Below are 22470 nucleotides of genomic sequence, written 5' to 3' on the forward strand. Positions count from 1 at the left end.
AACACGCGTCCCGGTCAGTGGTGCTCGCTACGACGGTGGCGGGTCTGACTTTCCTCCCGCTCGGGGAGGTTTCACAGTGGCGCGACCGTGCCGGATTCTCACCGTGCTTCCGTCGTTCCGTCGTAAGTCAATTGAACCATTTGTGACCGTACCGCGCTTACGCTCCCCTTATGAAGACCCCGTTGGTACGAGTTCGACTGGTCAGTTTCCCTCTGGACGCGGCCGCCCGCCAGGGCCGCTTCGGTCACGCCCGGCCCTGCCCGGGCCACGAGGGGCTGCGCGGACTGGCCACGGGTGACTGGGCCGGTCGCACCCTGGACGAGGTGGCGGGCGGGGACCCGGACGGTGTGCGGGCCTGGCTGTCGGATCCCGGGTACGCGCCTCCGGGCGGGGAGTCCGTGGACGCGCTGATCGCCCGCGTCGGGGCCGAGCTCGCGGGCCTGGCCGCCGGGACGCACCGGATCGTGGTGGAGCAGGCCGTCGTCCGGGCGGCCGTGGTGCACGCCCTGGAGCTGCCCGCGGCGGCCTTCTGGCGGCTCGACGTACGGCCGGAGTCGGTGACCACCCTCACGGGGCGGGCGGGGCGCTGGAACCTGCTGGTCGGCCGGTCGCAGGACGAGCCGTAGCCGCGGAAGCGGGACGAGCCGTGGCCGCGGAAGCGGGACCAGTCGTGGCCGCGGACGGGAAAAGATGCGGCCCGGACCCCGCGACGCGGTCCGGGCCGATCGGGCGGTCAGCCGCGCCTCACGCGACGATCCAGTCGGACGTCGAGATGACCGGCTGCACGCCGTCGCGGTGGATGGTGCCCTCGATCAGGCCGTACGGCCGGTCCGCCGCGAAGTAGACCTCGTTGTCGTTCTTGAGGCCGAAGGGCTCCAGGTCGACGAGGAAGTGGTGCTTGTTGGGGAGGTTGAGGCGCACCTCGTTGACCTTGGCGCAGTTGTCGAGCACCCGCTCGGCCATCTGGTTCAGGGTCTGCTGCAGCGAGTACGAGTACGTCTCCGCGAAGGCCTCCAGCAGGTTCCTGCGGACCTTCTTGTACGCCTGGTCCCAGTCGTACCCCGTGTCGTCGGCGGCCAGCGCCGAGTGCGCCCAGCGCGCGGTGACCTTGGTCGCCAGGATGCGGTCGTACGCCTCCCGCAGCGTCGTGTACTTGTCCTTGATGTAGCCGTGGAACTCGGAGTTCGTCGAGTTCATCACCGTCAGGTCCTTCAGACCCGAGATGACCTGCAGGCCGGTCGTCTCGCTGTAGGTGATCTGCGCGGTGCGCACCTCCTGGCCCTTGCGGACGAAGGAGTGCTGCTCCTTGCGCGTGGGGACCGGGATGCGGTCCCAGGCGTACTCCTCGATGCGGATCTGGGCCTCGCGGATCGGCTGCTGGGAAGAGACGAAGTGCTTGGCGAGCTGGATGCCGAAGGCCTCGGGGGAGTCGATGCCGTGCTCCTTGCCGAAGGCGTACACCGTGTTCTTGGTGGTGTCGGTCGGCAGGCAGTTGGCGTTGTCGCCGGTGAGGTGGACGTCGCGGAACTCACCGCGGAGCGCGACCGAGACGTTGAGGTCGCGGATCTCGTGCCAGGAGCCGTCGCTGCCCTTGCGGGTGACCTTCACGATGCGGTTCTCGGCCTTGCCGTACTGGTTCTGGGCCAGGACGTGCTTGCTCATGCTGTCTTCCTTCGGGTACTCGGGAACACGGAGTCCGGTGGTCTGGATCCCGTACGCCCGGCGTCCAGCGCCCGCCCGAGTCAAGGACGTCCCGCTCCCCGCCGTTCGGCCCCTCGCCGAGGGACCGCCCCGGGCCTGACGTGCATCCCGGTTCGTAGGTGCTTGGCCTGTTGTGTGTCTTACGGCCTGCACGGATTGCAGCACGCGTACGGGGGGTTGATCCCCGTACGAATCCTCCGAACACCAGCACCCACGCCTTGGGCGACCCCACAGAACCACAGGTCAGGAGGTGTGCGCATCCGCCACCGAGAGGGCCTCGTCGAGGATCTCCAGGCCCTTGGCGACGTCCTCGGGCGAGATGTTGCACGGCGGCGCGATGTGGATGCGGTTGCCGGCGACGAGCGGCCAGAGCCCGCCCTTCTTGCAGGCGGCCCCGAACTCGGCCATCGGGGCGTTCTCCGCGCCGGAGGCGTTGTACGGGACCAGCGGCTCGCGGGTGTCCTTGCTCCGGACCAGCTCCAGTGCCCAGAAGGTGCCGAGTCCGCGGACCTCCCCGACGGAGGGGTGCCGCTCGGCGAGCGCGCGCAGGCCGGGGCCGAGCAGCTCCGCACCCGTCCGCGCGGACTGCTCCACGATGCCCTCCTCCTCCATGACGCCGATCGTCGCGACGGCGGCCGCGCACGCCAGCACGTGCCCGGAGTAGGTCAGCCCGCCCGGGTAGGGCCGACGGGCGAAGGTCTCGGCGATGGCGCCCGAGACGGCGACCCCGCCGAGCGGCAGGTATCCGCTGGTCACGCCCTTGGCGAAGCAGATCAGGTCGGGGGTCACGTCCCAGTGCTCGGAGGCGAACCACTTCCCGGTGCGGCCGAAGCCGACCATGATCTCGTCGAGGACGAAGACGATGCCGAAGCGGTCGCACAGCGCGCGGACCCCGGCCAGGTAGCCCTCCGGGTGCACGAGCACGCCCGGGGCGCCGCCGACCGTCTCCAGGATGATCGCGGCGATGGACTGCGGCCCCTCGAAGACGATGGTGTCCTCCAGGTGGCGCAGGGCCCGCTCGCACTCCTCGGCCCCGGTGGCCGCGTAGAAGGGCGAGCGGTAGGCGAACGGCCCCCAGAAGTGCACGACGCCGGCGGTCGCGGAGTCGTTGCCGAAGCGGCGGGCGTCGCCCGTCAGGTTGATCGCGGTGGAGGTGGCGCCGTGGTACGAGCGGTACGCGGACAGCACCTTGGGCCGGCCGGTGTGCAGCCGGGCCATGCGGACGGCGTTCTCCACGGCCTCGGCGCCGGCGTTGGTGAAGAAGATCTTGTCGAGGTCGCCGGGGGTCCGCTCGGCGATCAGCCGGGCCGCCTCGGAGCGCACGTCGACGGCGAATCCCGGCGCGACGGTGCACAGCTTGGCCGCCTGTTCCTGGATCGCCGCAGTGACCTTCGGGTGCTGGTAGCCGATGTTCGTGTAGACGAGGGCGCTGGAGAAGTCGAGGAAGCGGTTGCCCTCGTAGTCCCAGAAGTACGAGCCCTCCGCGCCCGCCACGGCGAGCGGATCGATGAGCTCCTGCGCAGACCAGGAGTGGAAGACGTGCTTCCGGTCAGCGTCTTTCACGGCGGCGAGGGCGGAGGCTTCTGCGTTCATGAAACGAGAGTAGTTGTCCACGATGTGGAATGGGTGGGGACCGGTCCGCCGGCCCCCGTCCGGCGGGTCAGGCCAGTGCCTCGCCGTACAGGCGGAACAGCCGCGGCCCCGGGGCCGGAGCGGCGGCCTCCAGCCTGGCCCAGGCCTCGGACGCCGCCGCCCGGGCCGTCGTGCCCGGCCACGGCTGCGGCAGCAGCTCCGGCGGGAGCAGCGGATCGGGGAGCATCGCGGCGGAGAAGGCGGCGGCCAGCGTGACGGCGTGCGCCAGCCCGGCGGCCCGGCCGGGCTCGGCGGGGAGCTCCGCGAGCGCGCGGAGCTCCCCGTACCGCGCCGCGATCTCCGGCAGCGGCCACAGCCGCTCCGCCAGGGCCCGGGGCCCGGCGGTGCCGCCCGTGCCGCCCACCGTCAGGTCCCCGGTGCTCAGGCAGGTCAGCGCCTCGGAGAGGCCCAGCTCCGCCGCGTGTGCCCGCACGTACGGCCCGATCGCGTTCGGCGTGACGTACAGACCGCCCTGGACCGGGGCGGCCCCCAGCCCGGTGAGGGCGTCCCGCAGGGAGTCCCGGGCGGCCCGGGCGGATTCCGGTACGGCGAAGGCGAAGGCGTGCCAGAGCCCGTCCCACGGCTCCAGCCCCCGGTCCTGCCGGTACGCGTGCCGGACGAACTCCACCTCCGGTACGAGGGCCTGCCCGGCCGCCGGCCCGGCGCCCGGCTCCGCCCCCGCCGCCAGGCACAGCACGGCCCGCCTGCCGCGCCCCTCCGCCGTGAACCGGCCCTCGGTCACCAGCCGCTTCACGCACAGCCGCACCTGCTGGTCGGTCATCCCGAGCAGGGCGGCGACCTCGTACAACTCCTCGCCCGCGACCGTCCCGTCCTCCCGGACCAGCGCGTGCACCACCATCCGCGTGGGGATCCCGCTCATCGCGGCGCCACCTCCTCGTGCATCGTCGTCACGCCCCCGAGGCCCAGCACGTCGCGCAGCCAGGGCGTGCGCTGCACCCGTATCTCTTCATCCGCACGAGAATAGTACGTTCATTGTGTGTACGATCGTTTTTGATGTGAACGAATAAAAGAGCGAGTGCAACCCGTCCGGCCTGCTCGCCGGCCAGCGGCGCTTCCCGGAGGGATTCAGCCGCCCAGCGTGAGTCGCGCGAGTTCCCGCACGGCGGCCGGCCCCGGCACACCGCCCCCGGCCGCGTACCCCTCGTACCGCGCGCACTCCTCGTAGGCGTCGCCGAGCGCGGCGCGCGCCGCGGACTCCACCCGGGCCGCGTCGGGGCGCGAGTGGTCCGGCCCGCCGCGCACGGCGAGGGCCGCGGCCAGCAGCCGGGCCGCCTCGCGCGGGCGGTCCAGCTGCACCGCCTGGTCCGCGACGCCCACCAGCACCTGCGCGAGCGTCGGCGCGTGCCCGGCCGCCACGGCCAGCTCCAGCGCCTCGGCGCGGTGGGCGCGGGCGGCGGCCAACGCGCCGTCCGCCGCGTCCAGGTACCCGAGGGAGTCCAACACCACCACCTCGAACACCGGGTGCACGGCGACCTCGCGGACCGCGTCCCCGGCCCGCGCCAGTTCGGCCCGGGCCGACGCCGGCTCGCCGCTCCAGCGCGCCAGGTCCGCCTTGCCGTGGGCCATCATGGCCAGCGCCTCGGGCCAGCCGGCCGCCACCGCGTCCCGCTCGGCCCGCGCCATGACCTCCGCACTGCGGGCCGCGTCCCCGGCGAGCCGGCACAGCTGTGCCTGCCTGACCCAGGCGTACAGCCGGTCCTCGACGACACCCAGCTCGCCGATCACCGCCACCGCCTCCTCGTAGTGACCGATCGCCGCGCGGTGGTCGCCGCGCCGGGCCACCAGATCCGCCAGCAGCGTCAGCGCGAAGGAGATCCCCCAGCGTTCCCCGAGCGCACGGAACCCGGTCAGGGCCGCCTCGATCGAGGCTTCGGCCTCGGCGGGCGGGCCGCCGGCTCCCAGCAGCGCCTTGGCACCTTCCAGCCGGGCCTGCGCCCGGACCCAGGGGTCCTCGTCTGCCTGCAGTCCCGCCCACGCGTCCGGCGGCGGCGCCTCGGCCCCGTCCGTACGGCGCAGCAGCCGCTCCAGCGGCTCCAGGAAGCGGACCACCGGATGCCGGCTCCCGCTGCGTCCGGCGAACAACAGCCCCTGGCGGAGCAGTTCCGCGGTCCGCAGGTCGTCACCGAGTCCGGCCGTCGCGAAGAGCGCGGCCAGCGCACAGGCCACGGCGCGGGCCTCGTCGTCCGCGTGCGCCTCGGGCGCTTCGGGCGTTCCGTCGCCGCCACCGGTCCCGTCCGGTCCCGGGGTCCCGTCCGGTCCCGGGGTCCCGTCCGGCCCCCCGGGAACGGGCAACGCGAGGGCCTGCGACGCCAGTTCGGCGCCGTCCGCCTTGTGCCCGCCGAGCCACCAGTACCACCCGGCCGCCGCCACCAGCCGTACGGCCGCCCGCGCGTCGCCCGCCGCGATCGCACCGCGCAGCGCCGCGGCCAGGTTGTCGTGCTCCTCGGTGAGCCGGCCGAGCCACTCCAGCTGCTCGGCCCGCCGCAGGTACGGGTCCGCGGCCTCGGCCAGGCCGGTGAAGTGGGCGGCGTGCGCACGCCGGAGCACCTCCCGCTCGCCGGCCTCTTCGAGCCGCTCCAGCGCGTACGCGCGGATCGTCTCCAGCATCCGGTAGCGCCCGTCGCCCGCCGTCACCAGCAGGGACTTGTCGGTCAGCGAGGTGATCAGGTCGAGTACGTCGTAGACCTCGACGGGGCCGCCCGCGCAGACCCCCTCGGCTGACTCCACCGTGGCGCCGCCGGGGAACGCGGCGAGCCTGCGCAGCAGCACCTGCTCCGGCTCCGTCAGCAGGTCCCAGCTCCAGTCCACCACGGCGCGCAGCGTCCGGTGCTGGCGCGGAGCCGTCCGCGCGCCGCCCGTCAGCAGCCGGAAGCGGTCGTCGAGCCGGGCCGCGAGCTGCTCGGGGCTCATCGTCCGCAGCCGGGCCGCCGCCAGTTCCACGGCCAGCGGCATCCCGTCGAGGGCCCGGCAGATCCGGGTCACGGCCGGAGCGTTCTCCTCGGTGACGGCGAAGCCGGAACGGGCCGCCGCCGCACGGTCGTTCAGCAGCCGCACCGACGCGTAGGACATGGCCTGTGCCGCGTCGGCGTCCCGGGGCGGGAGGGCCAGCGGCCGCACCGGCCACAACGCCTCGCCGGTGAGGCCGAGCGGCTCCCGGCTGGTCGCCAGGATGCGCAGCCCCGGACAGGCGCCGAGCAGCCGGTCGGCCGTCGCGGCGACCGCTTCGACCAGGTGCTCGCAGTTGTCGAGGACCAGCAGCGCGGTACGGGAACGCAGGGCCGCGGTGAGCCGGTCCAGCGGGTCACCCGCGGCGGGTGCCTGGTCCCGCAGGGCCAGCGCGTTCAGGACGGCGGGCGGTACGTCGGCCTCCGCGCTCAGCGGTCCGAGCTCCACCAGCCAGACACCGTCGGGGAACCGGGCCAGCAGGGGGCGGGCGCTCTGGACGGCCAGCCTGGTCTTTCCGGCGCCGCCGGGCCCGGTCAGCGTGGTGAGCCGGAAGCGGCCTATGAGGGAGTCGACTTGGCGGAGGTCCTCGTCACGGCCCACGAAACTGGCCAGTCCGGCCCGCAGGTTGGTCGGTGACGGTGACGGTGACGGCGGGGGTGCGTCGGGGCCCGGCGGCCCCGACGGGACCTCGACCTGTCCGCGCAGTACGGCGGTGTGCAGGGCGGAGAGCTCCGGGGAGGGATCCGCCCCGAGCTCCTCGGCGAGGGCCTCGCGTGCCTTCCCGTAGACGGTGAGCGCCTCGGCGGGCCGTCCGGCCGCGACGAGAGCCCGCATCAGTGCCCCGACGAGCCCCTCCCGCAGGGGGTGTTCGGCGACGAGGGAGGTCAGCTCGCCGGTCAGCTCCCGGCCGCGTCCCACCCGTAGATCCGCCTCGATCCGGTCCTCCAGGGCCGCCATCCGCAACTCCGACAGCCGGGTCACCGGGGCCCGGAAGAAGGCGGAGCCCGCGACGTCCAACAGGGCCGGGCCGCGCCACAGTTCCAGGGCCTGGCGCAGCAGCCGCGCCGCCGTCGCGGGGTCACGGGCCAGTGCCCCGCGGCCCGCCGAGGCCAGCCGTTCGAAGCGGACCACGTCCACGGCGTCGGGTTCGACGACCAGGCGGTATCCGGCGGGGTGCGCTTCCACCCCCACCCCGGGCAGGGCCCGGCGCAGCCGTGACACCAGCGCCTGAAGGGCGTTGGCGGCACCGGCCGGCGGAGCGTCTTGCCAGATCCCGTCGACGAGGAGCTCCGAGGCGACCACCCGCCCCGGCTCCAGTGCCAGGAGGATCAGCAGCGCCCGCAGGCGGGTCCCCCCGACTCCGACGCCGCTTCCGTCCTCGCCCCGTACGTCCAGGGCACCCAGCATCGAGATCCGCATGGCGAACATTGTGCGGCGTCGTTCGGCGGTACTGCCATTGCATTGTCCGGAACGGGCACGTCGAGGACGGCCGCCCGCTGGGAATTGCGGGCCGCCGTCCTCCGTGGTGCCGCGACGGTGGGTTATTTGTCGGAGTAGCTGAAGTCCCCGACGGTCCAGGCGCTGACGTCCTTGACCGCGATCCGGTACATTCCGCCGGTCTCGGGGATGCCCAGGGTGCCCTGGAGGATGCGTGCCACGTGGAAATGAAGGTGTGAGGGTGCCCCGGCCTGCTGTCTGTCGCCGCGTCCGGGAGAGCTGAAGATCTCGGCGAACGGGCCCAGCTGGTCGGAGTCCCGCAGGACCTCGGCCACCCGCTGGCGCCAGACGCTCTCGGGGGCGAGGCGGCCTGTGATGACGGCGCCGTGGACCACGACGGTCAGGGACATCTGATTGGTCTGCTCCGACTCGACCATGGCGGCGAGATCGAGGAGCAGGTCGTCAGGGATCGACATGGGCACGGACTCTAGCAAGCGTGCTCGCATACCGGCCCGGCTTCCGGGGAGTGGCCTGTTCGGCGCGCTCCGGGAGACGGCGGACGGCCGGGGCCCGCACCCCTGGGTGCGGGCCCCGGCCGTCCGCGCGCGGCGCGGGCGCCGTCCGCCAGGCGTCGGTTGCAAGGCGTCAGGCGTCAGGCGTCACATGCCGGTCGTCAGGCGGGAACGATGTTCTCGGCCTGCGGGCCCTTCTGGCCCTGAGTGACGTCGAAGGTGACCTTCTGGCCTTCCTGAAGCTCACGGAAGCCGGAAGAGGCGATGTTCGAGTAGTGGGCGAAGACGTCGGCGCCGCCACCCTCCTGCTCGATGAAGCCGAAGCCCTTTTCCGCGTTGAACCACTTCACGGTGCCAGATGCCATATGAATTCTCCTTTGGGGCAGTGCCCGGATCCACACTGTGCGGGCCCGGTGTCGCCGTGATGATTGCCCCGACCGGAACGAGTAGATATCACTGCATGCACCGGAAATGAAAAGTGCGCCCACCGAAAATCCGGTGAGAGCACTTGTAAGTTTTTGGGAACCACAACTGCAACGAACGTCACCGTAGCACAGCGGGTCTCGGCGGCCAGGGAAATTCCGGCGCGTCCCACGCGTAATTCAGTCGCGGCCACTGCGGAAATTCGGGCCGGAAAATAATATGAACGGCAGAAGGTTTTTCGAGGTGCGGTCCCACGGCCGATGTCCGGGAGTCCGCCCCCGGCCCGGTGCCCTCGACTACCGTCAGCCGGGTACCCGCCGACCGGCGCGGGACCGGGGCCGTCGCCCCGAATCCGTAGAGCAGGGAGTGTCCCCGTGCCCCACGCAGTCGTCGACTACTCGGACTCGCTGACCGGTGCCTTCGACCGGCGGGCCTTCGCGCTCGAACTGCACGTGCTGGTGGCCGAGATCCTCGACACCGCGATCGGCAACTGCAAGACGCGCTTCCACCGGCTGGAGGAGTCCGTCGTGGGCGAAGGCACCGACGGCCGCGCGGTGGTCGTGCACGTCGAGCTGGCCATCGCCCGGGGCCGCACGGCGCAGACCAAGTCCCGCCTGACCCGTGCGGTGCTGGAGCTGGTCGAGCGTCACACGGCGAAGGCCGCCGGCCTGGAGGTCCACGCCTCCGTGGACGTGCGGGACTTGGGCGAGGCCTACACCCGGAGCGTGGCGGCCCTCTGACGCGCGCCGGCGGGATCCGGAAGGGACGCGCTCAGGCGCCGATGCGCAGCAGCGCGAGCGTGATGTTGTCGGGGCCGCCGGCGTCGATGGCGGCCCGCCACAGCTCGAACGCGGCCCGGCCGTCGTCGTGCACCCGCAGCAGCCCCTCGATCTCCTCGGCCGGCACCGGGTCGGTCAGCCCGTCGCTGCACACCAGGTAGCGATCGCCCTCGGTGACCGGGAAGGCCTCGATGTGGGGGGTGATCTCGTTGTACCCGCGGGTGCCGCCGAGGACCTGGGTGACCGCCGAGGTGGTGCGGTGCCCGGGGAGCGGCGGCGGGCTGTCGTCCACGCTGACCTGGCGCAGCCCGTCCTGCGCCGCGTGGAACACCTTGCTGTCGCCGACGTTGAACATCAGCAGCGAGTCCGCGAGGACGAGCGCGCCCGCGACCGTGGTTCCCATGGTGGCCAGTTCCGGCCGCCCTTCGGTGGCCGAGTACACGGCGCGGTTGCAGATGCTCAGTGCGTCACCGACGGCTTCCGGGCCGTCCAGTGAGGGCCCGAGCGAGGAGAGCTGGCGTACCACCAGCTCGCTGGCGACCTCGCCGGCCGGCTGACCGCCGAGGCCGTCGGCGACCGCGACGACGAGCGGTCTGCCGAAGGGGAAGACCAGGGTCTGCGGATTCTGGGTCACGGTCCCGCACAGGGTCCACGGTCCGATGACGAGGCTGTCCTCGTTGTGCTCGCGCACCAGCCCGACATGACTCAGGGCGGTCACAGCTATGTACGGCACCTCGGCGTCCCGCCTTTCGGCAACGGCAACGGCAACGGCAACGGCCAGTGCGACGGCCAGGGCGACGGCGGCGCGACGCCGCACGTGTCCGTCCCCACCATTGTCGCGCCGCTCCGGCATGCGGGCTCCGGCGCGCCGGAGCACCCTGGTCGTGGAGCCGCCTGTTCCCCGACCGGTGGCCCTGCGAGGAAGGACTGCCGCAGATGTTCGCGAGGCTGAGCACCTACCAGGGTTCACCGGTCCCCGCGGAGGGGGACGTGAGCGGGAATTCCGAGGCGATTGTCAGGCAGGTCCAGGACGTTCCCGGATTCCGGGGTGTCTACTACCTCGTCGACCGGGCCACGGGCGTGGCCAAGTCGCTGACCTTGTGGGACGACGAGCGGACCATGATGGACAGCGAGGAGGAGGCCGCCCGGATCCGTGAGAAGACCGCGCAGCGGGAGGGCCAGCGGATCGTCTCGGTCGAACGCTTCGAGGTGGGCTTCAGCCACCTGCAGCCGTAGCGCGGCGCAGCGTGGAACGAACGACGTAACGTGATGTGCGAGGAGCCGCAGCCATGGGCAAGCTCTCGATCGACCAGTTGCGAGAACGGGTACGCGGGGCGGTCGTCACCCCGGACGACGAGTCCTACGACGAGGCGCGCAAGGTCCACAACGCCATGATCGACCGGAGGCCGGCGGCCGTCGTGCACTGCGCCAACGCGGGGGACGTGATGGCCGCGGTCGACTTCGCCCGCGAGAACGGGCTCGACCTGGCGGTGCGGGGCGGCGGGCACAGCGTGCCCGGCTTCGGCACCTGCGACGGCGGCGTGGTGGCCGACCTGTCCGGGATGCGCGGCGTCCGCGTCGACGTCGCGGGGCGCACGGCCCGCGCCGAGGGCGGGGCGACCTGGGGCGACTTCAACGCGGCCACGTACCCCTTCGGTCTGGCCACGACGGGCGGGATCATCTCCACCACCGGCGTCGGCGGTCTCACCCTCGGCGGCGGCATCGGCTACCTGGCCCGTGGACTGGGCCTGAGCTGCGACAACCTGGTCTCGGCCGACGTGGTGACCGCGGACGGCTCCCTCGTGGTGGCGAGCGAGGAGGAGAACGCCGACCTCTTCTGGGCGCTCCGCGGCGGTGGCGGCAACTTCGGCGCGGTGACCTCGTTCGAGTTCCGGCTGAGCCCCGTCAAGGACATCTACGGCGGACCGATGCTCTTCGAACTCGCGGACGCCCCCACCGTGCTGCGTTCCTTCGCCGACCACATCGCCGACGCGCCGGAGCAGCTCGGCGGCTTCCCGGCCTTCCAGATAGCCCCGCCGCTCCCGTTCATCCCGGAGGACCGGCACGGCGACACCTTCGCGCTGATCGTGGCGTGCTGGACCGGGCCGCTCGACGAGGGGGAGCGGGCCCTCCAGGCCTTCCACGACTTCGCGCCGGTGGTCGCCGAACACGTCGGCCCGATGCCCTACCCGGCGCTCAACAGCGCCTTCGACGCGCTCGTGCCGCCCGGCCTCCAGCACTACTGGAAGGCCAATTTCGTGACCGAGCTCAGCGACGACGTGATCGACGCGCACCTGCGGCATGCTCCGGGCCTGCCCGCGGTGAACTCGACGGTCCACATCTACCCGATCAACGGCGCCTGCCACCGCGTCGCACCGGACGCCTCGGCCTTCGCCTACCGGGACGCCTCCTTCGCCACGGTGATCGCCGGCATGTGGCCCGATCCGGCCACCAACGAGTCCGGCACGGCCTGGGTGCGCGACTACTACGAGGCGACCGCCCCGCACTCGGAGGAGGGCGGCTACATCAACTTCATGGCCGACGACGACCAGGACCGGATCCGGACGAACTACAAGGGCAACTACGACCGGCTGGTCGCGGTCAAGCGGGCCTACGACCCCGGGAACCTGTTCCACCTGAACCAGAACATCCGGCCCTAGAGGCCTGCGGGCCCGCGGCCCTCCGGCCCCGTCGCGGGGCGTGGTGGTGCGGATGCGGAGTGCTCCTTCGTCTGCATAGTTTGGTCGGGTGTACCGGAAGATCCGGTACACCCGATTTGTCAGACTGAGGAAGGTCCCATGAAGCGTTCCCGTTTCCCGCTGATCGGTGTGCTCTGCGTCGGTGCGGTTCTCGGCCTCTCCGCGTGCTCCGACGACAGCTCCTCCCCCGAGGAGGAGGCCACCAAGGCCGCCGCGGACCTGTGCACCGACCTGAACGCGCTGAAGGCCGACAACGCCAAGCTGAAGGCCCTGAACCCGGCCAACGCGACCAAGGACCAGGTCAAGGACGCCTATGAAGCCGTCCAGAAGGACTGGGAGGGGGTCAAGGAGAACGCGGCCCAGCTGAAGGACGCGGAGCGCGCCGCGGTCCAGTCGGCGGCCGAGGACCTCAAGAAGAGCTACCAGGACCTGCCCGGCGACACGACCGGCAAGGACGCGCGCACCCAGTTGCAGCCGCAGATCGAGAAGCTGGACCAGGCCGCCGCGGCCGCCTCCACCGGCCTGCGCTGCTGACCGCCCGACCGGGCCCCTCCCCCTCCCCGCCCCGCGTACGCAGGACCCCGCCCGGCTCCCCGGACGGGGTCCTCTCCGCCGTTCGGCCCTACTTCGCGGCAGGCTCCGCGGGCGCGGCCGGCTCGGCGGGCGGCGCGGGCACGGGGGGCAGCTCGGGGATCGGGGGCCCCACCGGCAGCAGCTCGGTGACCACGAAGGCGACCACGGCCGCGATGATCACCACCGGGATCATCGCGGTGCCGCCGAGCATCAGGACCACCATCACCACGCTGCTCACCGGCAGCCGCAGCGCGCTGGCGGCCGTCGCCGCCATGCCCGCTCCCATCGCGGGCACGATCCCCAGACCGGGCAGCGGCCCGAGCAGGACGCCCGCCACGGCGCCGAGGCAGAGCGCCGGGAAGATGGGGCCGCCGCGCAGGCTGCCGAGGCAGATGGCGTACGCGGTGCCCTTGAAGACCAGTACGCCGATCAGCGCACCCACGCCCCAGGCGTGCGGATCGGCGGCCAGCCTGCCGATCATCGCCTGGCCCGATCCGGTGACATCGGCGGGTGTGAGGCCGGTGATGAGCGCGTACAGGCTGGCGCAGGCCGCGGCGGCCAGCGCGCACTGGACGGTGCGCAGGAGGGGCCGCTGGAGGACGTACGCGGCGATCAGCCGGGCGCCGGTCAGCACCGGGTGCAGGGCGAGGGCCAGGGCCGCGGCGATGAGCACCGCCCAGAGCACGTCGGGCACGTCCAGGTGGGGCACGGGTACCCCGAGCTCCAGCTTCAGGCTCCCGATCTTCAGCCCGGTCCAGCGTCCGAGGCCCGTGAAGACCAGGTCCCCGACCCCGGCGGACAGCAGGGACGGCAGCATCACCGCGAACAGCTGCGGTCCGCCCACGCCCGCCACCTCGATCAGCAGCACCGCGGCGATCAGCGGGTTCCCGAAGATCGTGGCGATGGCGGCCGCGGCTCCCGCCGCGCCGACGAGCGCGGTGCCCTGCGGGGTCACCGGTACCTGCGCGAGGTTGCGGAAGAGCAGGGCCAGTCCGCCGCCGAGGGCGATCAGCGGGGCCTCCGGACCCAGCACCGCGCCGAGCGGCAGGCTGGCCACCGCCGCGATGATGACGCCGGGAAGGTAGGAGGCCGAGGCCCCGCCGGTGTGCAGACCGGCCGCGGGCAGGTGACCGCCGTTGCCGCGCATGTGCGGGACGACCAGGCCGACCACGACACCGGCGACCAGCAGCAGGGGCAGCGGCCACCACCAGGGCGGGGTGTCCCAGCCCAGGGCCTCGGGGAGGTCCGTCCACATCGCGTGTTCCATGTTGTGCAGCGCGGCGAGGAACCAGAACGACGCGAGGGAGACCGGGATGCTGATGAGGGCGCAGAAGAACAACAGCTTCAGGTATCCGGGACTGCGGAGGGTCTGCCTCAGGACGTCGGCCTCCTGCGGCTGCGTCCCGCCGGGGGGCGGTTCGGATCGAGGACGCGACTGCGGCATGGCTCACTTCCTTTCCGCTTCCTCGATGGTCCACCCGGGGGGCGTACTCCGCCGCTCAGGACTCGTCCTCCAGGCCGGGGGCCTGTGAACTCCGCCTGTGCATGCCGATTTTGATCGCCCCGACCAGCGCTTTCGCGATGATGCCGATGAGGATCAGGTCGGCGACCATCTGGAAGGTGACCAGTACCCGGCCGCCCTGGGTGGTGGCGACGATGTCCCCGAAGCCGACGGTGGCGAACGTGGTGATCGTGAAGTAGAGGGCGTCCGTGCGGCTCAGCGGCTCCGAGAACGCCGCGGGGTCCTGCGCGGCGAGCAGGTAGTACGTCGCGGAGAACAGCACCAGGAACAGCGGTACGCCGGTGGCCAGCGCCTCCAGCGCGCGCATCCGGGGGAACTGTGCATGGGAGATGGCGGTGATCTGCCAGGCCGTCAGGAACCCGAAGACCGCCAGGCCGAGGACGAGCGTCAGCACGGTGGTGATGCCGAAACCGCCCTCCAGGGGCACCACGTAGTAGAGCCCCGTGAGCAGGGCGACCGCGAGCACCGAGCGCAGGAGGTGGCCCAGCAGGACGAGCCGCCGCTGATCGGCCGCGTTGCGTTCCATGGCTTCAGGAGAACGGGCCGGAGCCCGTCGCGCGACCGGAGTCGTTCCCCGGCATGCGGAGCGCATCGGTCGCCTGTATGAATGAAGGACCACGTGCATGATCGGAGCGAGCATGGACGACTACCCGCTTCTCAACTTCTTCTGGACGATGCTGTGGTTCTTCGTGTGGGTCCTGTGGTTCTTCCTCCTCTTCAAGGTCATCACGGACATCTTCCGTGACCACACCCTGGGCGGATGGGGGAAGGCGGGCTGGCTCGTCCTCGTGCTGCTGCTGCCGTTCCTGGGCATCTTCGTGTACCTGATCGCCCGCGGGCGCAGCATGCACGAACGGGACCGCAAGCAGGCCGAGGAGCAGCAGGAGGCCTTCCGTTCGTACGTGCAGCAGACGGCCGGGGCCGGCTCGGGCTCGGCGGACGAGCTGCACAAGCTCGCCGCCCTCAAGGACAAGGGCGACATCACCCAGGAGGAATTCGACCGGGCGAAGGCCAAGATCCTGGCCTGAGCGTGCGGCGTGCGGCGGTGGGGGAGGCTCGTGCCTCCCCCACCGCCTCTCGCTGTAGTTCGGTTGCCGATAATCCGCGACGGATCGATTCTCGTTACCCTGGCAGGCATGACAGCCATGGCGCCCACGCGAACCGAACCGGACCTGTCCTTCCTCCTGGACCACACCAGTCACGTGCTGCGTACGCAGATGAGTGCGCGGCTCGGCGAGATCGGGCTCACCCCGCGGATGCACTGCGTGCTCGTCCATGCCCTGGAGGAGGAGCGCACCCAGGCGCAGCTCGCCGAGATCGGCGACATGGACAAGACCACGATGGTGGTCACCGTCGACGCGCTGGAGAAGGCCGGTCTCGCCGAGCGCAGGCCCTCCAGTACGGACCGGCGGGCCCGGGTCATCGCGGTGACCGAGGAGGGGGCGAAGGTCGCCAAGGAGAGCCAGAAGATCGTTGACCAGGTGCACGAGGGCGCGCTCGGCGCCCTGCCCGGCGAGGAGCGGGAGGTGTTGCTCCGGGCGTTGAACCGGCTGGTCACGGGGCATCTGGAGACCCCGGCCGAAGGTCCGCGGCCGGCTCGGCGGGCGCGTCAGAAGGGGTAGCGGGGAACGGCCGGCCGCGGGTCGCGATCGCACTGGATCCGTAAAAGATAGTCTGCAACAAAACTATCTGTTACGGTCTTTCTCGTTGTCCTCTACGAACGGGAGAGACCGCCATGCCTGCCGCCACCACCCCTTCCCCTTCCGCTCCTCCCGCGCGCTCCCGCCGGCTCGCCCTGGGCGTCCTGGCCACCGGAATGCTGATGACGGTCCTCGACGGCAGCATCGTCACCGTCGCGATGCCGGCCATCCAGAGCGACCTCGGCTTCACCCCCGCCGGGCTGAGCTGGGTCGTCAACGCCTACCTCATCGCCTTCGGCGCGCTGCTCCTGCTCGCCGGCCGCCTCGGCGACCTGATCGGCCGCAAGCGGATGTTCCTCGCGGGCACCGCGGTGTTCACCGCCGCCTCGCTGATGGCCGGGCTCGCCACCTCGCCCGAGGTACTGATCGCCGCCCGTTTCCTGCAGGGCGCCGGCAGCGCGATGGCCTCCGCCGTCAGCCTCGGCATCCTCGTCACCCTCTTCACCGAGCCGCGCGAACGGGCCGGTGCCATCGGGGTGTTCAGCTTCACCGGCGCGGCGGGCGCCTCGATCGGGCAGGTCCTCGGCGGTGTCCTCACCGATGCGCTGACCTGGAACTGGATCTTCTTCATCAACCTGCCCATCGGTGTCGCGGTGCTCCTCGTCGCCCTCCCGTCCCTGCCGGGCGACCGGGGACTGGGCCTGAAGGCGGGCGCGGACACCCTCGGCGCGCTGCTCGTCACCTCCGGCCTGATGCTCGGGATCTACACGGTCGTCAAGATCGAGTCTCACGGGGCGACTTCGGCCCACACCCTCGGCTTCGGCGCCCTCGCGCTCGCCCTGCTCGCCGGTTTCCTCGTCCGCCAGGCCACGGCGCGCAACCCGCTCATGCCGCTGCGGATCTTCCGCTCGCGCAGCGTCCTCGGCGCCAACCTGGTCCAGATGCTGATGGTCGCCGCACTGTTCTCCTTCCAGATCCTCGTCGCGCTCTACATGCAGAACGTGCTCGGGTACTCCGCCTCCGAGACCGGTCTCGCGATGCTGCCGGCGGCCGCCGTGATCGGACTCGTCTCGCTCACCGTCTCGGCCCGCCTGAACTCCCGCTTCGGCGAGCGCACGGTCCTGCTGGCCGGTCTGGTCCTCCTGGTCGGCGTACTCGGACTGCTGACCCGCGTACCCGGTCAGGCCGAGCGCGCGAACTACCTCACCGACCTGCTCCCGGTGATGCTCCTCGCCGCCGGCTTCGGCCTCGCCCTCCCCGCGCTGACGTCGCTCGGCATGTCCGGTGCGAAGGAGGCCGACGCGGGCCTGGCGTCCGGGCTCTTCAACACCACCCAGCAGATCGGCATGGCGCTGGGCATCGCGGTCCTCTCCACCCTGGCCGCCTCCCGTACGGAGTCCCTCACCGCGGCGGGCACTCCCGTCCCCGAGGCGCTGACCGGCGGCTACCACCTGGCCTTCGCGGTCGGCGCCGTCCTGATCCTGGTCGCCCTGGCCGTTGCCGCGACCGTCCTGCGTGGCCCGAAGGCTTCCCCGCGGCCGGTCACGGCCGAGCAGCGGACCCCGCTCGCGGCTCGGTGAGGTTGCGGGTCATGCGCTCCAGGACGGTGACCGCGGTGACGTACTCCTCGCGGGTGATGCCCCGCGTTGACAGCTCGCGGAAGGCGTCCACGCGCAGGGCGACCTCCACGAGGCGGGACCGGCCGTCGTCCGTCAGGGCGAGGTGGTCCGGTCGCGGCCGGACCACCCAGCCGCCGGCGAGCACCGAGGCGACGGCCGAGGCCAGGGCCGCGGCGTCGGCGCCCGCGGCCAGGGTGGTCAGGACGCTGGTGTCGGTGGCCCGCGGGTCGTCCTTGACGACATTCAGGACCTGCCAGTCGAGTCGGGAGAGGCCGAAGTCGGCCAACAGGGCGTCCATGGACGCGGTGAGGGCCTGGTCCGTGCGGTTGAGCCAGTAGCCGATGGGCTTCATGTCCTGCTCCTCCAGGGTCGATCGCCTTCGGTCAGCGGCCGGTGAAGGCGTCCGCGTTCTCCTCCGCCCACTGCCGGTAGGTACGGGCGGACACCCCGAGCAGGGTCCCGGTGGTCTCGCCGATGGCGGCCGGGCCGTGCTCGGCCGCCTCCCACAGGTCGAGCAGCGAGGACACCATCGGGGCGGGCATGTGCCGGCCCATCTGCTCCTCGGCCTCGGCCCGGGTGACGTGCTCGACGGGGATCTCACGACCGAGGGTCTGCCCGAGGACGGCGAGCTGCTCGCGGAAGGACAGCGACTCGGGGCCGGTCAGGGTGAGGGAGCGGCCGGTGAGGGAGTCCCCGGTCAGGGCCAGGGCGGCGATGTCGGCGATGTCCGCGGGGTGGATGGGCGCGATCTGCGCGTCCGGGTGGGCGAGCTGCACCGGCATCGACCGGCCGATGGGCCACGCCCAGCCCAGCGAGTTGCTCGCGAAGGCGTCGGGGCGCAGGAACGTACAGGTCAGAGCGGAGCCGGCAAGGGCGCGCTCGACCTGCAGGCTGTGGCTCGCGAGCGGGTCGTTCTCGGCGTCGGGGGCCAGCACCGAGGACGAGGACAGCAGGACGACGTGCTCGACCCCGCTGTCCTCGGCGGCCTTGACGAGGTCGTGGATGCCGTCGGGCTGCGGGTAGAGGAAGACCTGGCGGACGCCGCGGAGCGCCGCGGCGAAGGTCTCGGGCCGGTCCAGGGCGAGACCGGCGGTCTCGACGCCGGCCGGGACGGTCGCTTCGGCGGGGCGGGCGCTGGCGGCGCGGACGGCGAGTCCTGCGGAGTGCAGGCGGTCGACGACGGCCCGGCCGACCCGGCCGCGCGCGCCGGTGATGAGGATGGTCACGAGAGCTCCATTCGTTCGCGATGACATATGCATGCTTGCATGCACACGTTTTCACGTCAACACATGTCTGTGTGGGCTCACGTATGTACGATGAGGGCATGACGAAGCACGAGACGGCGACCGACGAGGAACTGCTGGACGCCGTGGGCCCGGCCTTCGGGAAGCTGCGGCGCTCCTCGCTCCTGGAGGTCGAGAACCCGATCTCGCAGAAGGACCTGAGCCGCACCCTGGTCCTCAACATCGTCCTGGAGGCCGAGCAGGGCGACGGCCGCGAGATCACCGTCGGCGGCGTGGCCGAGCACCTGGGCGTCGATCCCTCGGTGGCCAGCCGCATGGTGTCCGACGGCATCTCCGCCGGCTACCTCGTGCGCGCCGCCTCCCAGCAGGACGGCCGCCGTACGATCCTCCACCTCAGCCCCGAGGGGCGGGAGATGATGGACCGCTTCCGGCGCCACCAGCGCGCGGCCTTCGAGTACGTGACGGCCGACTGGAGCGAGCGCGACCGCCTCGACTTCGCCCGCCTCATGCTGAAGTACGTCGACTCCCAGAACGCGCTGCGCCACCGCTGACGAAGTCGTCGCCGCCCCGGACGCATCGCGGCCCCGGGCCGACGGTCCGGGGCCGCGATGCGCCGTGGCGCGGTGGGGCTATCGGAACGAGACCCACTTGGCCGCGCTCGGCACCCCGTACTCGTCCAGCAGGAAGAGCATGTAGTAGCCGGGCGGGACGTCGTTGGCCGAAGGCGGTGCCTGCAGGCGCAGGCTGTTCCCCTGACGCTTGACGATGCCCAGCTCCAGGTGGCGCTGGCTGGTGTTGAGCGAGTGCGTCGCCGTGGTCGGGGCCAGCAGGACGGCCTTCTTGACCTTGTCGGGCGTGGAGGTGCCCACGGTGAAGGCGGTGTCGTACCGCAGCGGCGTGTCGGGGGCGCGGTCGAGGGCCGGGCGGCTGCCCTGGTGGAGGTAGGCCGGCTCGAAGATCTCGATGCTGCCGTTCATGTCGTCGTCGATCTTCGGGTCGTTGGCGAGCTGCTGCAGCTCGTCACCCGTGACCATGACCCGGCCGTCCGGGAGGACGACGGCGTTGGAGTGGTAGCCGCGCGGCAGCCGCTGGGCCGGTCCCAGCTTCCACTCGCCCAGCGCGTTGCGGGTCTCGATCTGCCGGTACTTCAGATCGGACTTGGGGTTGTAGTCGCCGTTGCCGTAGTCCCGGATGCCGTGGGCACCGTTGACGGTCAGCAGGCTCGCGTCCGGCAGCAGCAGCGTGTCGTCCTGCGTGCGGCCGAAGGCGCGGGGCTGCTGCTTCTCCCAGGCGCCGCCGCTCGTGAGCCGGTAGGTGTTGGGGTCGTCCCGGTCGCCGCCGAGGACCAGTACGGAGTCCGGGCCGCGCAGTCCGGCGGGCAGCGCCACGGCGGAGCCGTAGCCGCGGTGGACGCCGTCGGGGCGCGCGGGCAGGTCCGTACGGGTCTCCGCGACCGGGTCGAAGGCCCACTGCTTGGTGGCGTGCCGGCCCAGGCCGTACACCTTGCCGTCGCGCAGGGTGAACAGGTGCGGGTAGTCGCTGTCGGCGCCGAACGGCGCGTCCACGCGCAGGGTGTCGGTGGGGACGTCCCTCGGGATCAGGGTCTTCTCGAACGGGACCGGGTGGCTCTTGGCGGGGAAGCGCTCGACGACCGAGGTGGAGGTGCCCCAGCCCTGGTCGGTGTGGCCGGACATGATCAGCAGGCGCCCGTCGGGGGCGGTGGCCACGGAGGGGTACCAGCGGCCGACCTCCATGTCCTTGTTCACGGACCAGCTCTCGGTCCACGGGTCGAAGACCAGCGACAGCTTGGCGCCGGCCCCGCCGCCGTAGCCGAGGTTGCCGCCGAAGACGCCGACCATGCCGTTGGGCAGGAAGGCGTGTCCCGCGCAGAAGAAGGGCGCCGGCCGCTTCTCGCCCGTGCCGTCGGGCACGACCAGCTCGGGCGGGGTGACCTTCGTGAAGGCGTCCGGGCCGGTGCCGCGGCGCGGGTCCCACAGGAAGGCGCGGCCGGCGTTCGCCCTGCCGAGGGTGTTGGTCGGCGCGGGCTCCTCGGTCGGGTCGGTCTCCATCCGCTCGAAGGAGAAGAGGAGCACCTTTCCGGTCGGGAGCATGGCGATGTGGGCGGCGAAGTCCGGGGACTGGAAGTACTCGGCGAACTGCCCGAACGCCTTCGGGTGGAAGCGCGCGTTCACGTCGGCCTGGGAGCGGGTCAGGGAGTTCAGGCTGTCGATCCGGGCGAGCTGGGAGTACCCGCCCAGCTTGACGAGCTGTTCGCGGACCTTCGTATGCTCCTGGGCGTGTTCGGCGCCGAGGGCCGCTTTTTCCTCGGGGCGGGCAGAACCGTCGTGCGCGGCTGCCGGAACGGCCGTGACCAGGGCGGCGGTGGCCGCGAGGACGGAGATCGCGGCCCGGCGGGCGGCCCGGCGCGCGGTTCGGGGGACTGACCGTCGCGCGGACCGGCGCTTGATACGTGACATGTGACTCCTCACGAGGGGTGCTGGAGCGCGGGTGCCGTGCCCGTGCGGGCACAGGGCGCCCACGACGCCTACGAGCACAGACCTATGCCGACGCCGCGCGCGCCGCACACCGGGAAGATCGCCCGCGCCTCGGGCCGCCCGGGTGAAGGCACCGCCCTGAGCTGCGCTGACGACGGCCCGAGGGCCAGCCCCCGATCCCCCGCCCGGCCGCAACCCGTAGTGATCACGTACACCGGCTCGGCCCCCTGCGAACCGGGACGCGGCCGCTCCCTTCGGCGCGGGCGGCTCCGACCCCCCCGCACAGGCCCGGAAGAGGGCCCTCATCGGTCAGTTTTCGAGAAGCGCCCTTCCTTCAGGCGTAGTTACCGTGACGGACATGGACATCAGCATTCACATGAGCACCCTCCCGCAGAACGACCCGGACGCCGCGGTGGCCTTCTACCGCGACATCCTCGGCTTCGAGGTCCGCAGTGACGTGGGCCAGGGCAAGATGCGCTGGATCACGGTCGGCCCGGCCGGCCAGCCCGGCACCGCCATCCTGCTCGCCCCGCCGGCGGTCGACCCCGGTGTCACCGAGGCGGAGCGCCGCACCATCGCCGAGATGATGGCGAAGGGCACCTACGGCTGGATCCTCCTCGCCACCAAGAACCTCGACAGCACCTTCGAGAAGATCCAGGCAGCCGACGCCGAGGTCGTCCAGGAGCCGACCGAGCAGCCGTACGGAGTCCGCGACTGCGCGTTCCGCGACCCCGCCGGCAACCTGATCCGCATCCAGGAAATCCGCTGACCGGTTCCGTCGACGAAGGGGGTCCACCATGTGTCGTCCCGCGTGGAGACAGGCACTGATCGAGGCAGCTCACCTGGAGGACCTGGCGCGGCTGCGGCGCGTCCGGGACCGGCTCGACCGGCAGTACGCGCGTCCGCTGGACGTCGAGGAGCTCGCCCGCGACGCGGACATGGCGGCCGGGCACCTCGGCCGCCGGTTCCGGCTCGCCTACGGCGCGTCCCCGTACGCCTACCTGACGGCTCGCCGCGTCCAGCGTGCGACGGACCTGCTGCGGGCCGGCGGCCTCGGGGTCGCCGACGTCGGCCGGGCCGTCGGCTGCGCGACCCCGGGCATCTTCCGCGCCCGGTTCACCGAGCTGGTCGGGACCGCTCCGGACGCGTATCCGCGTACCGCGCGAGGCCCGGCCGAAGCGGTCAGGATTCGAGAAGCCTCCGCCCCGGCGCCGGAACTAGCGTGAT

23 protein-coding genes are annotated in these 22470 nt (G+C 72.0%); 11 read left to right on the plus strand and 12 right to left on the minus strand.

What is annotated here, in order from left to right:
• The first annotated feature begins 170 nt into the window (after positions 1-170).
• Complete coding sequence (locus DEJ51_RS17460) at positions 171-626, plus strand: histidine phosphatase family protein (protein ID WP_150258426.1); 456 nt, start codon at positions 171-173, stop codon at positions 624-626.
• Positions 627-744: 118 nt separating this feature from the next.
• Here DEJ51_RS17460 and pucL read toward each other — a convergent pair whose 3' ends face one another.
• From pucL to DEJ51_RS17490, 6 genes are all read right to left on the minus strand, one after another.
• Complete coding sequence (gene pucL / locus DEJ51_RS17465) at positions 745-1662, minus strand: factor-independent urate hydroxylase (RefSeq protein ID WP_150258427.1); 918 nt, start codon at positions 1660-1662, stop codon at positions 745-747.
• 282 nt (positions 1663-1944) lie between these two features.
• On the minus strand, positions 1945-3294 hold the full coding sequence (locus DEJ51_RS17470; protein ID WP_150258428.1) for an aspartate aminotransferase family protein: 1350 nt from the start codon (positions 3292-3294) through the stop codon (positions 1945-1947).
• Between the two features lie 67 nt (positions 3295-3361).
• A complete protein-coding gene (locus DEJ51_RS17475; protein ID WP_150258429.1) occupies positions 3362-4213 on the minus strand; it encodes a PaaX family transcriptional regulator C-terminal domain-containing protein in 852 nt (283 codons plus the stop codon).
• A gap of 206 nt (positions 4214-4419) precedes the next feature.
• Positions 4420-7719: a BTAD domain-containing putative transcriptional regulator gene (locus DEJ51_RS17480; RefSeq protein WP_150258430.1), complete on the minus strand. Its 3300-nt coding sequence runs from the start codon at positions 7717-7719 to the stop codon at positions 4420-4422.
• A 122-nt stretch (positions 7720-7841) separates the two neighbouring features.
• A complete protein-coding gene (locus tag DEJ51_RS17485) occupies positions 7842-8213 on the minus strand; it encodes a hypothetical protein (protein WP_150258431.1) in 372 nt (123 codons plus the stop codon).
• Between the two features lie 197 nt (positions 8214-8410).
• On the minus strand, positions 8411-8614 hold the full coding sequence (locus DEJ51_RS17490) for a cold-shock protein (RefSeq protein WP_030011983.1): 204 nt from the start codon (positions 8612-8614) through the stop codon (positions 8411-8413).
• A gap of 432 nt (positions 8615-9046) precedes the next feature.
• On the opposite strand from DEJ51_RS17490, the gene DEJ51_RS17495 reads away from it, so the two are divergent.
• Positions 9047-9412, plus strand: coding sequence for a 5-carboxymethyl-2-hydroxymuconate Delta-isomerase (locus DEJ51_RS17495; RefSeq protein WP_150258432.1), 366 nt, complete (start codon positions 9047-9049; stop codon positions 9410-9412).
• Positions 9413-9443: 31 nt separating this feature from the next.
• Here DEJ51_RS17495 and DEJ51_RS17500 read toward each other — a convergent pair whose 3' ends face one another.
• A complete protein-coding gene (locus tag DEJ51_RS17500) occupies positions 9444-10184 on the minus strand; it encodes a PP2C family protein-serine/threonine phosphatase (protein WP_150258433.1) in 741 nt (246 codons plus the stop codon).
• A 257-nt stretch (positions 10185-10441) separates the two neighbouring features.
• On the opposite strand from DEJ51_RS17500, the gene DEJ51_RS17505 reads away from it, so the two are divergent.
• The 3 genes from DEJ51_RS17505 (at position 10442) to DEJ51_RS17515 (ending at position 12684) form a co-directional block, all read left to right on the plus strand.
• A complete protein-coding gene (locus DEJ51_RS17505) occupies positions 10442-10687 on the plus strand; it encodes a hypothetical protein (RefSeq protein WP_223835851.1) in 246 nt (81 codons plus the stop codon).
• A gap of 53 nt (positions 10688-10740) precedes the next feature.
• Positions 10741-12111, plus strand: a complete 1371-nt coding sequence (locus tag DEJ51_RS17510; RefSeq protein WP_150258435.1) for an FAD-binding oxidoreductase — start codon at positions 10741-10743, stop codon at positions 12109-12111.
• A 138-nt stretch (positions 12112-12249) separates the two neighbouring features.
• Positions 12250-12684 carry a hypothetical protein gene (locus DEJ51_RS17515; RefSeq protein ID WP_150258436.1) on the plus strand — a complete coding sequence of 145 codons (435 nt, stop codon included), beginning with the start codon at positions 12250-12252 and terminating at the stop codon, positions 12682-12684.
• 88 nt (positions 12685-12772) lie between these two features.
• Here the strand turns inward: DEJ51_RS17515 and DEJ51_RS17520 are convergent, their stop codons facing one another.
• Together DEJ51_RS17520 and DEJ51_RS17525 are read right to left on the minus strand one after the other, a co-directional pair.
• The gene (locus DEJ51_RS17520) at positions 12773-14167 is read right to left on the minus strand and encodes a chloride channel protein (protein WP_150258437.1); all 1395 of its coding nucleotides are present in this window, start codon (positions 14165-14167) and stop codon (positions 12773-12775) included.
• A gap of 55 nt (positions 14168-14222) precedes the next feature.
• The gene (locus DEJ51_RS17525; RefSeq protein ID WP_150258438.1) at positions 14223-14771 is read right to left on the minus strand and encodes a potassium channel family protein; all 549 of its coding nucleotides are present in this window, start codon (positions 14769-14771) and stop codon (positions 14223-14225) included.
• Positions 14772-14883: 112 nt separating this feature from the next.
• Between DEJ51_RS17525 and DEJ51_RS17530 the strand changes: the two genes are divergently transcribed.
• The 3 genes from DEJ51_RS17530 to DEJ51_RS17540 all read left to right on the plus strand — a co-directional run bounded on the left by DEJ51_RS17530 (position 14884) and on the right by DEJ51_RS17540 (position 17465).
• Complete coding sequence (locus tag DEJ51_RS17530; protein WP_150261982.1) at positions 14884-15273, plus strand: SHOCT domain-containing protein; 390 nt, start codon at positions 14884-14886, stop codon at positions 15271-15273.
• Between the two features lie 108 nt (positions 15274-15381).
• Positions 15382-15867 carry a MarR family winged helix-turn-helix transcriptional regulator gene (locus DEJ51_RS17535; protein ID WP_150258439.1) on the plus strand — a complete coding sequence of 162 codons (486 nt, stop codon included), beginning with the start codon at positions 15382-15384 and terminating at the stop codon, positions 15865-15867.
• Between the two features lie 113 nt (positions 15868-15980).
• Positions 15981-17465 carry an MFS transporter gene (locus tag DEJ51_RS17540; protein WP_150258440.1) on the plus strand — a complete coding sequence of 495 codons (1485 nt, stop codon included), beginning with the start codon at positions 15981-15983 and terminating at the stop codon, positions 17463-17465.
• Here the strand turns inward: DEJ51_RS17540 and DEJ51_RS17545 are convergent.
• Both DEJ51_RS17545 and DEJ51_RS17550 read right to left on the minus strand, forming a co-directional pair.
• A complete protein-coding gene (locus DEJ51_RS17545) occupies positions 17428-17856 on the minus strand; it encodes a MarR family transcriptional regulator (RefSeq protein WP_150258441.1) in 429 nt (142 codons plus the stop codon). The genes DEJ51_RS17540 and DEJ51_RS17545 overlap by 38 nt on opposite strands.
• A gap of 31 nt (positions 17857-17887) precedes the next feature.
• A complete protein-coding gene (locus DEJ51_RS17550) occupies positions 17888-18730 on the minus strand; it encodes an NAD(P)H-binding protein (RefSeq protein ID WP_150258442.1) in 843 nt (280 codons plus the stop codon).
• A 98-nt stretch (positions 18731-18828) separates the two neighbouring features.
• Here DEJ51_RS17550 and DEJ51_RS17555 point away from each other — a divergent pair, with 98 nt between their 5' ends.
• Entirely contained in the window at positions 18829-19299 is a 471-nt protein-coding gene (locus DEJ51_RS17555) for a MarR family winged helix-turn-helix transcriptional regulator (protein WP_150258443.1), read from the plus strand.
• Between the two features lie 78 nt (positions 19300-19377).
• Here the strand turns inward: DEJ51_RS17555 and DEJ51_RS17560 are convergent, their stop codons facing one another.
• On the minus strand, positions 19378-21225 hold the full coding sequence (locus DEJ51_RS17560; RefSeq protein WP_150258444.1) for a galactose oxidase early set domain-containing protein: 1848 nt from the start codon (positions 21223-21225) through the stop codon (positions 19378-19380).
• A 376-nt stretch (positions 21226-21601) separates the two neighbouring features.
• Between DEJ51_RS17560 and DEJ51_RS17565 the strand changes: the two genes are divergently transcribed.
• On the plus strand, positions 21602-22012 hold the full coding sequence (locus tag DEJ51_RS17565; RefSeq protein ID WP_150258445.1) for a VOC family protein: 411 nt from the start codon (positions 21602-21604) through the stop codon (positions 22010-22012).
• Between the two features lie 28 nt (positions 22013-22040).
• Complete coding sequence (locus DEJ51_RS17570) at positions 22041-22469, plus strand: helix-turn-helix transcriptional regulator (RefSeq protein ID WP_150258446.1); 429 nt, start codon at positions 22041-22043, stop codon at positions 22467-22469.
• Position 22470 lies beyond the last annotated feature (1 nt).

Origin of the sequence: Streptomyces venezuelae (assembly GCF_008642275.1) — a bacterium.
Lineage (GTDB): Bacteria > Actinomycetota > Actinomycetes > Streptomycetales > Streptomycetaceae > Streptomyces > Streptomyces venezuelae_E.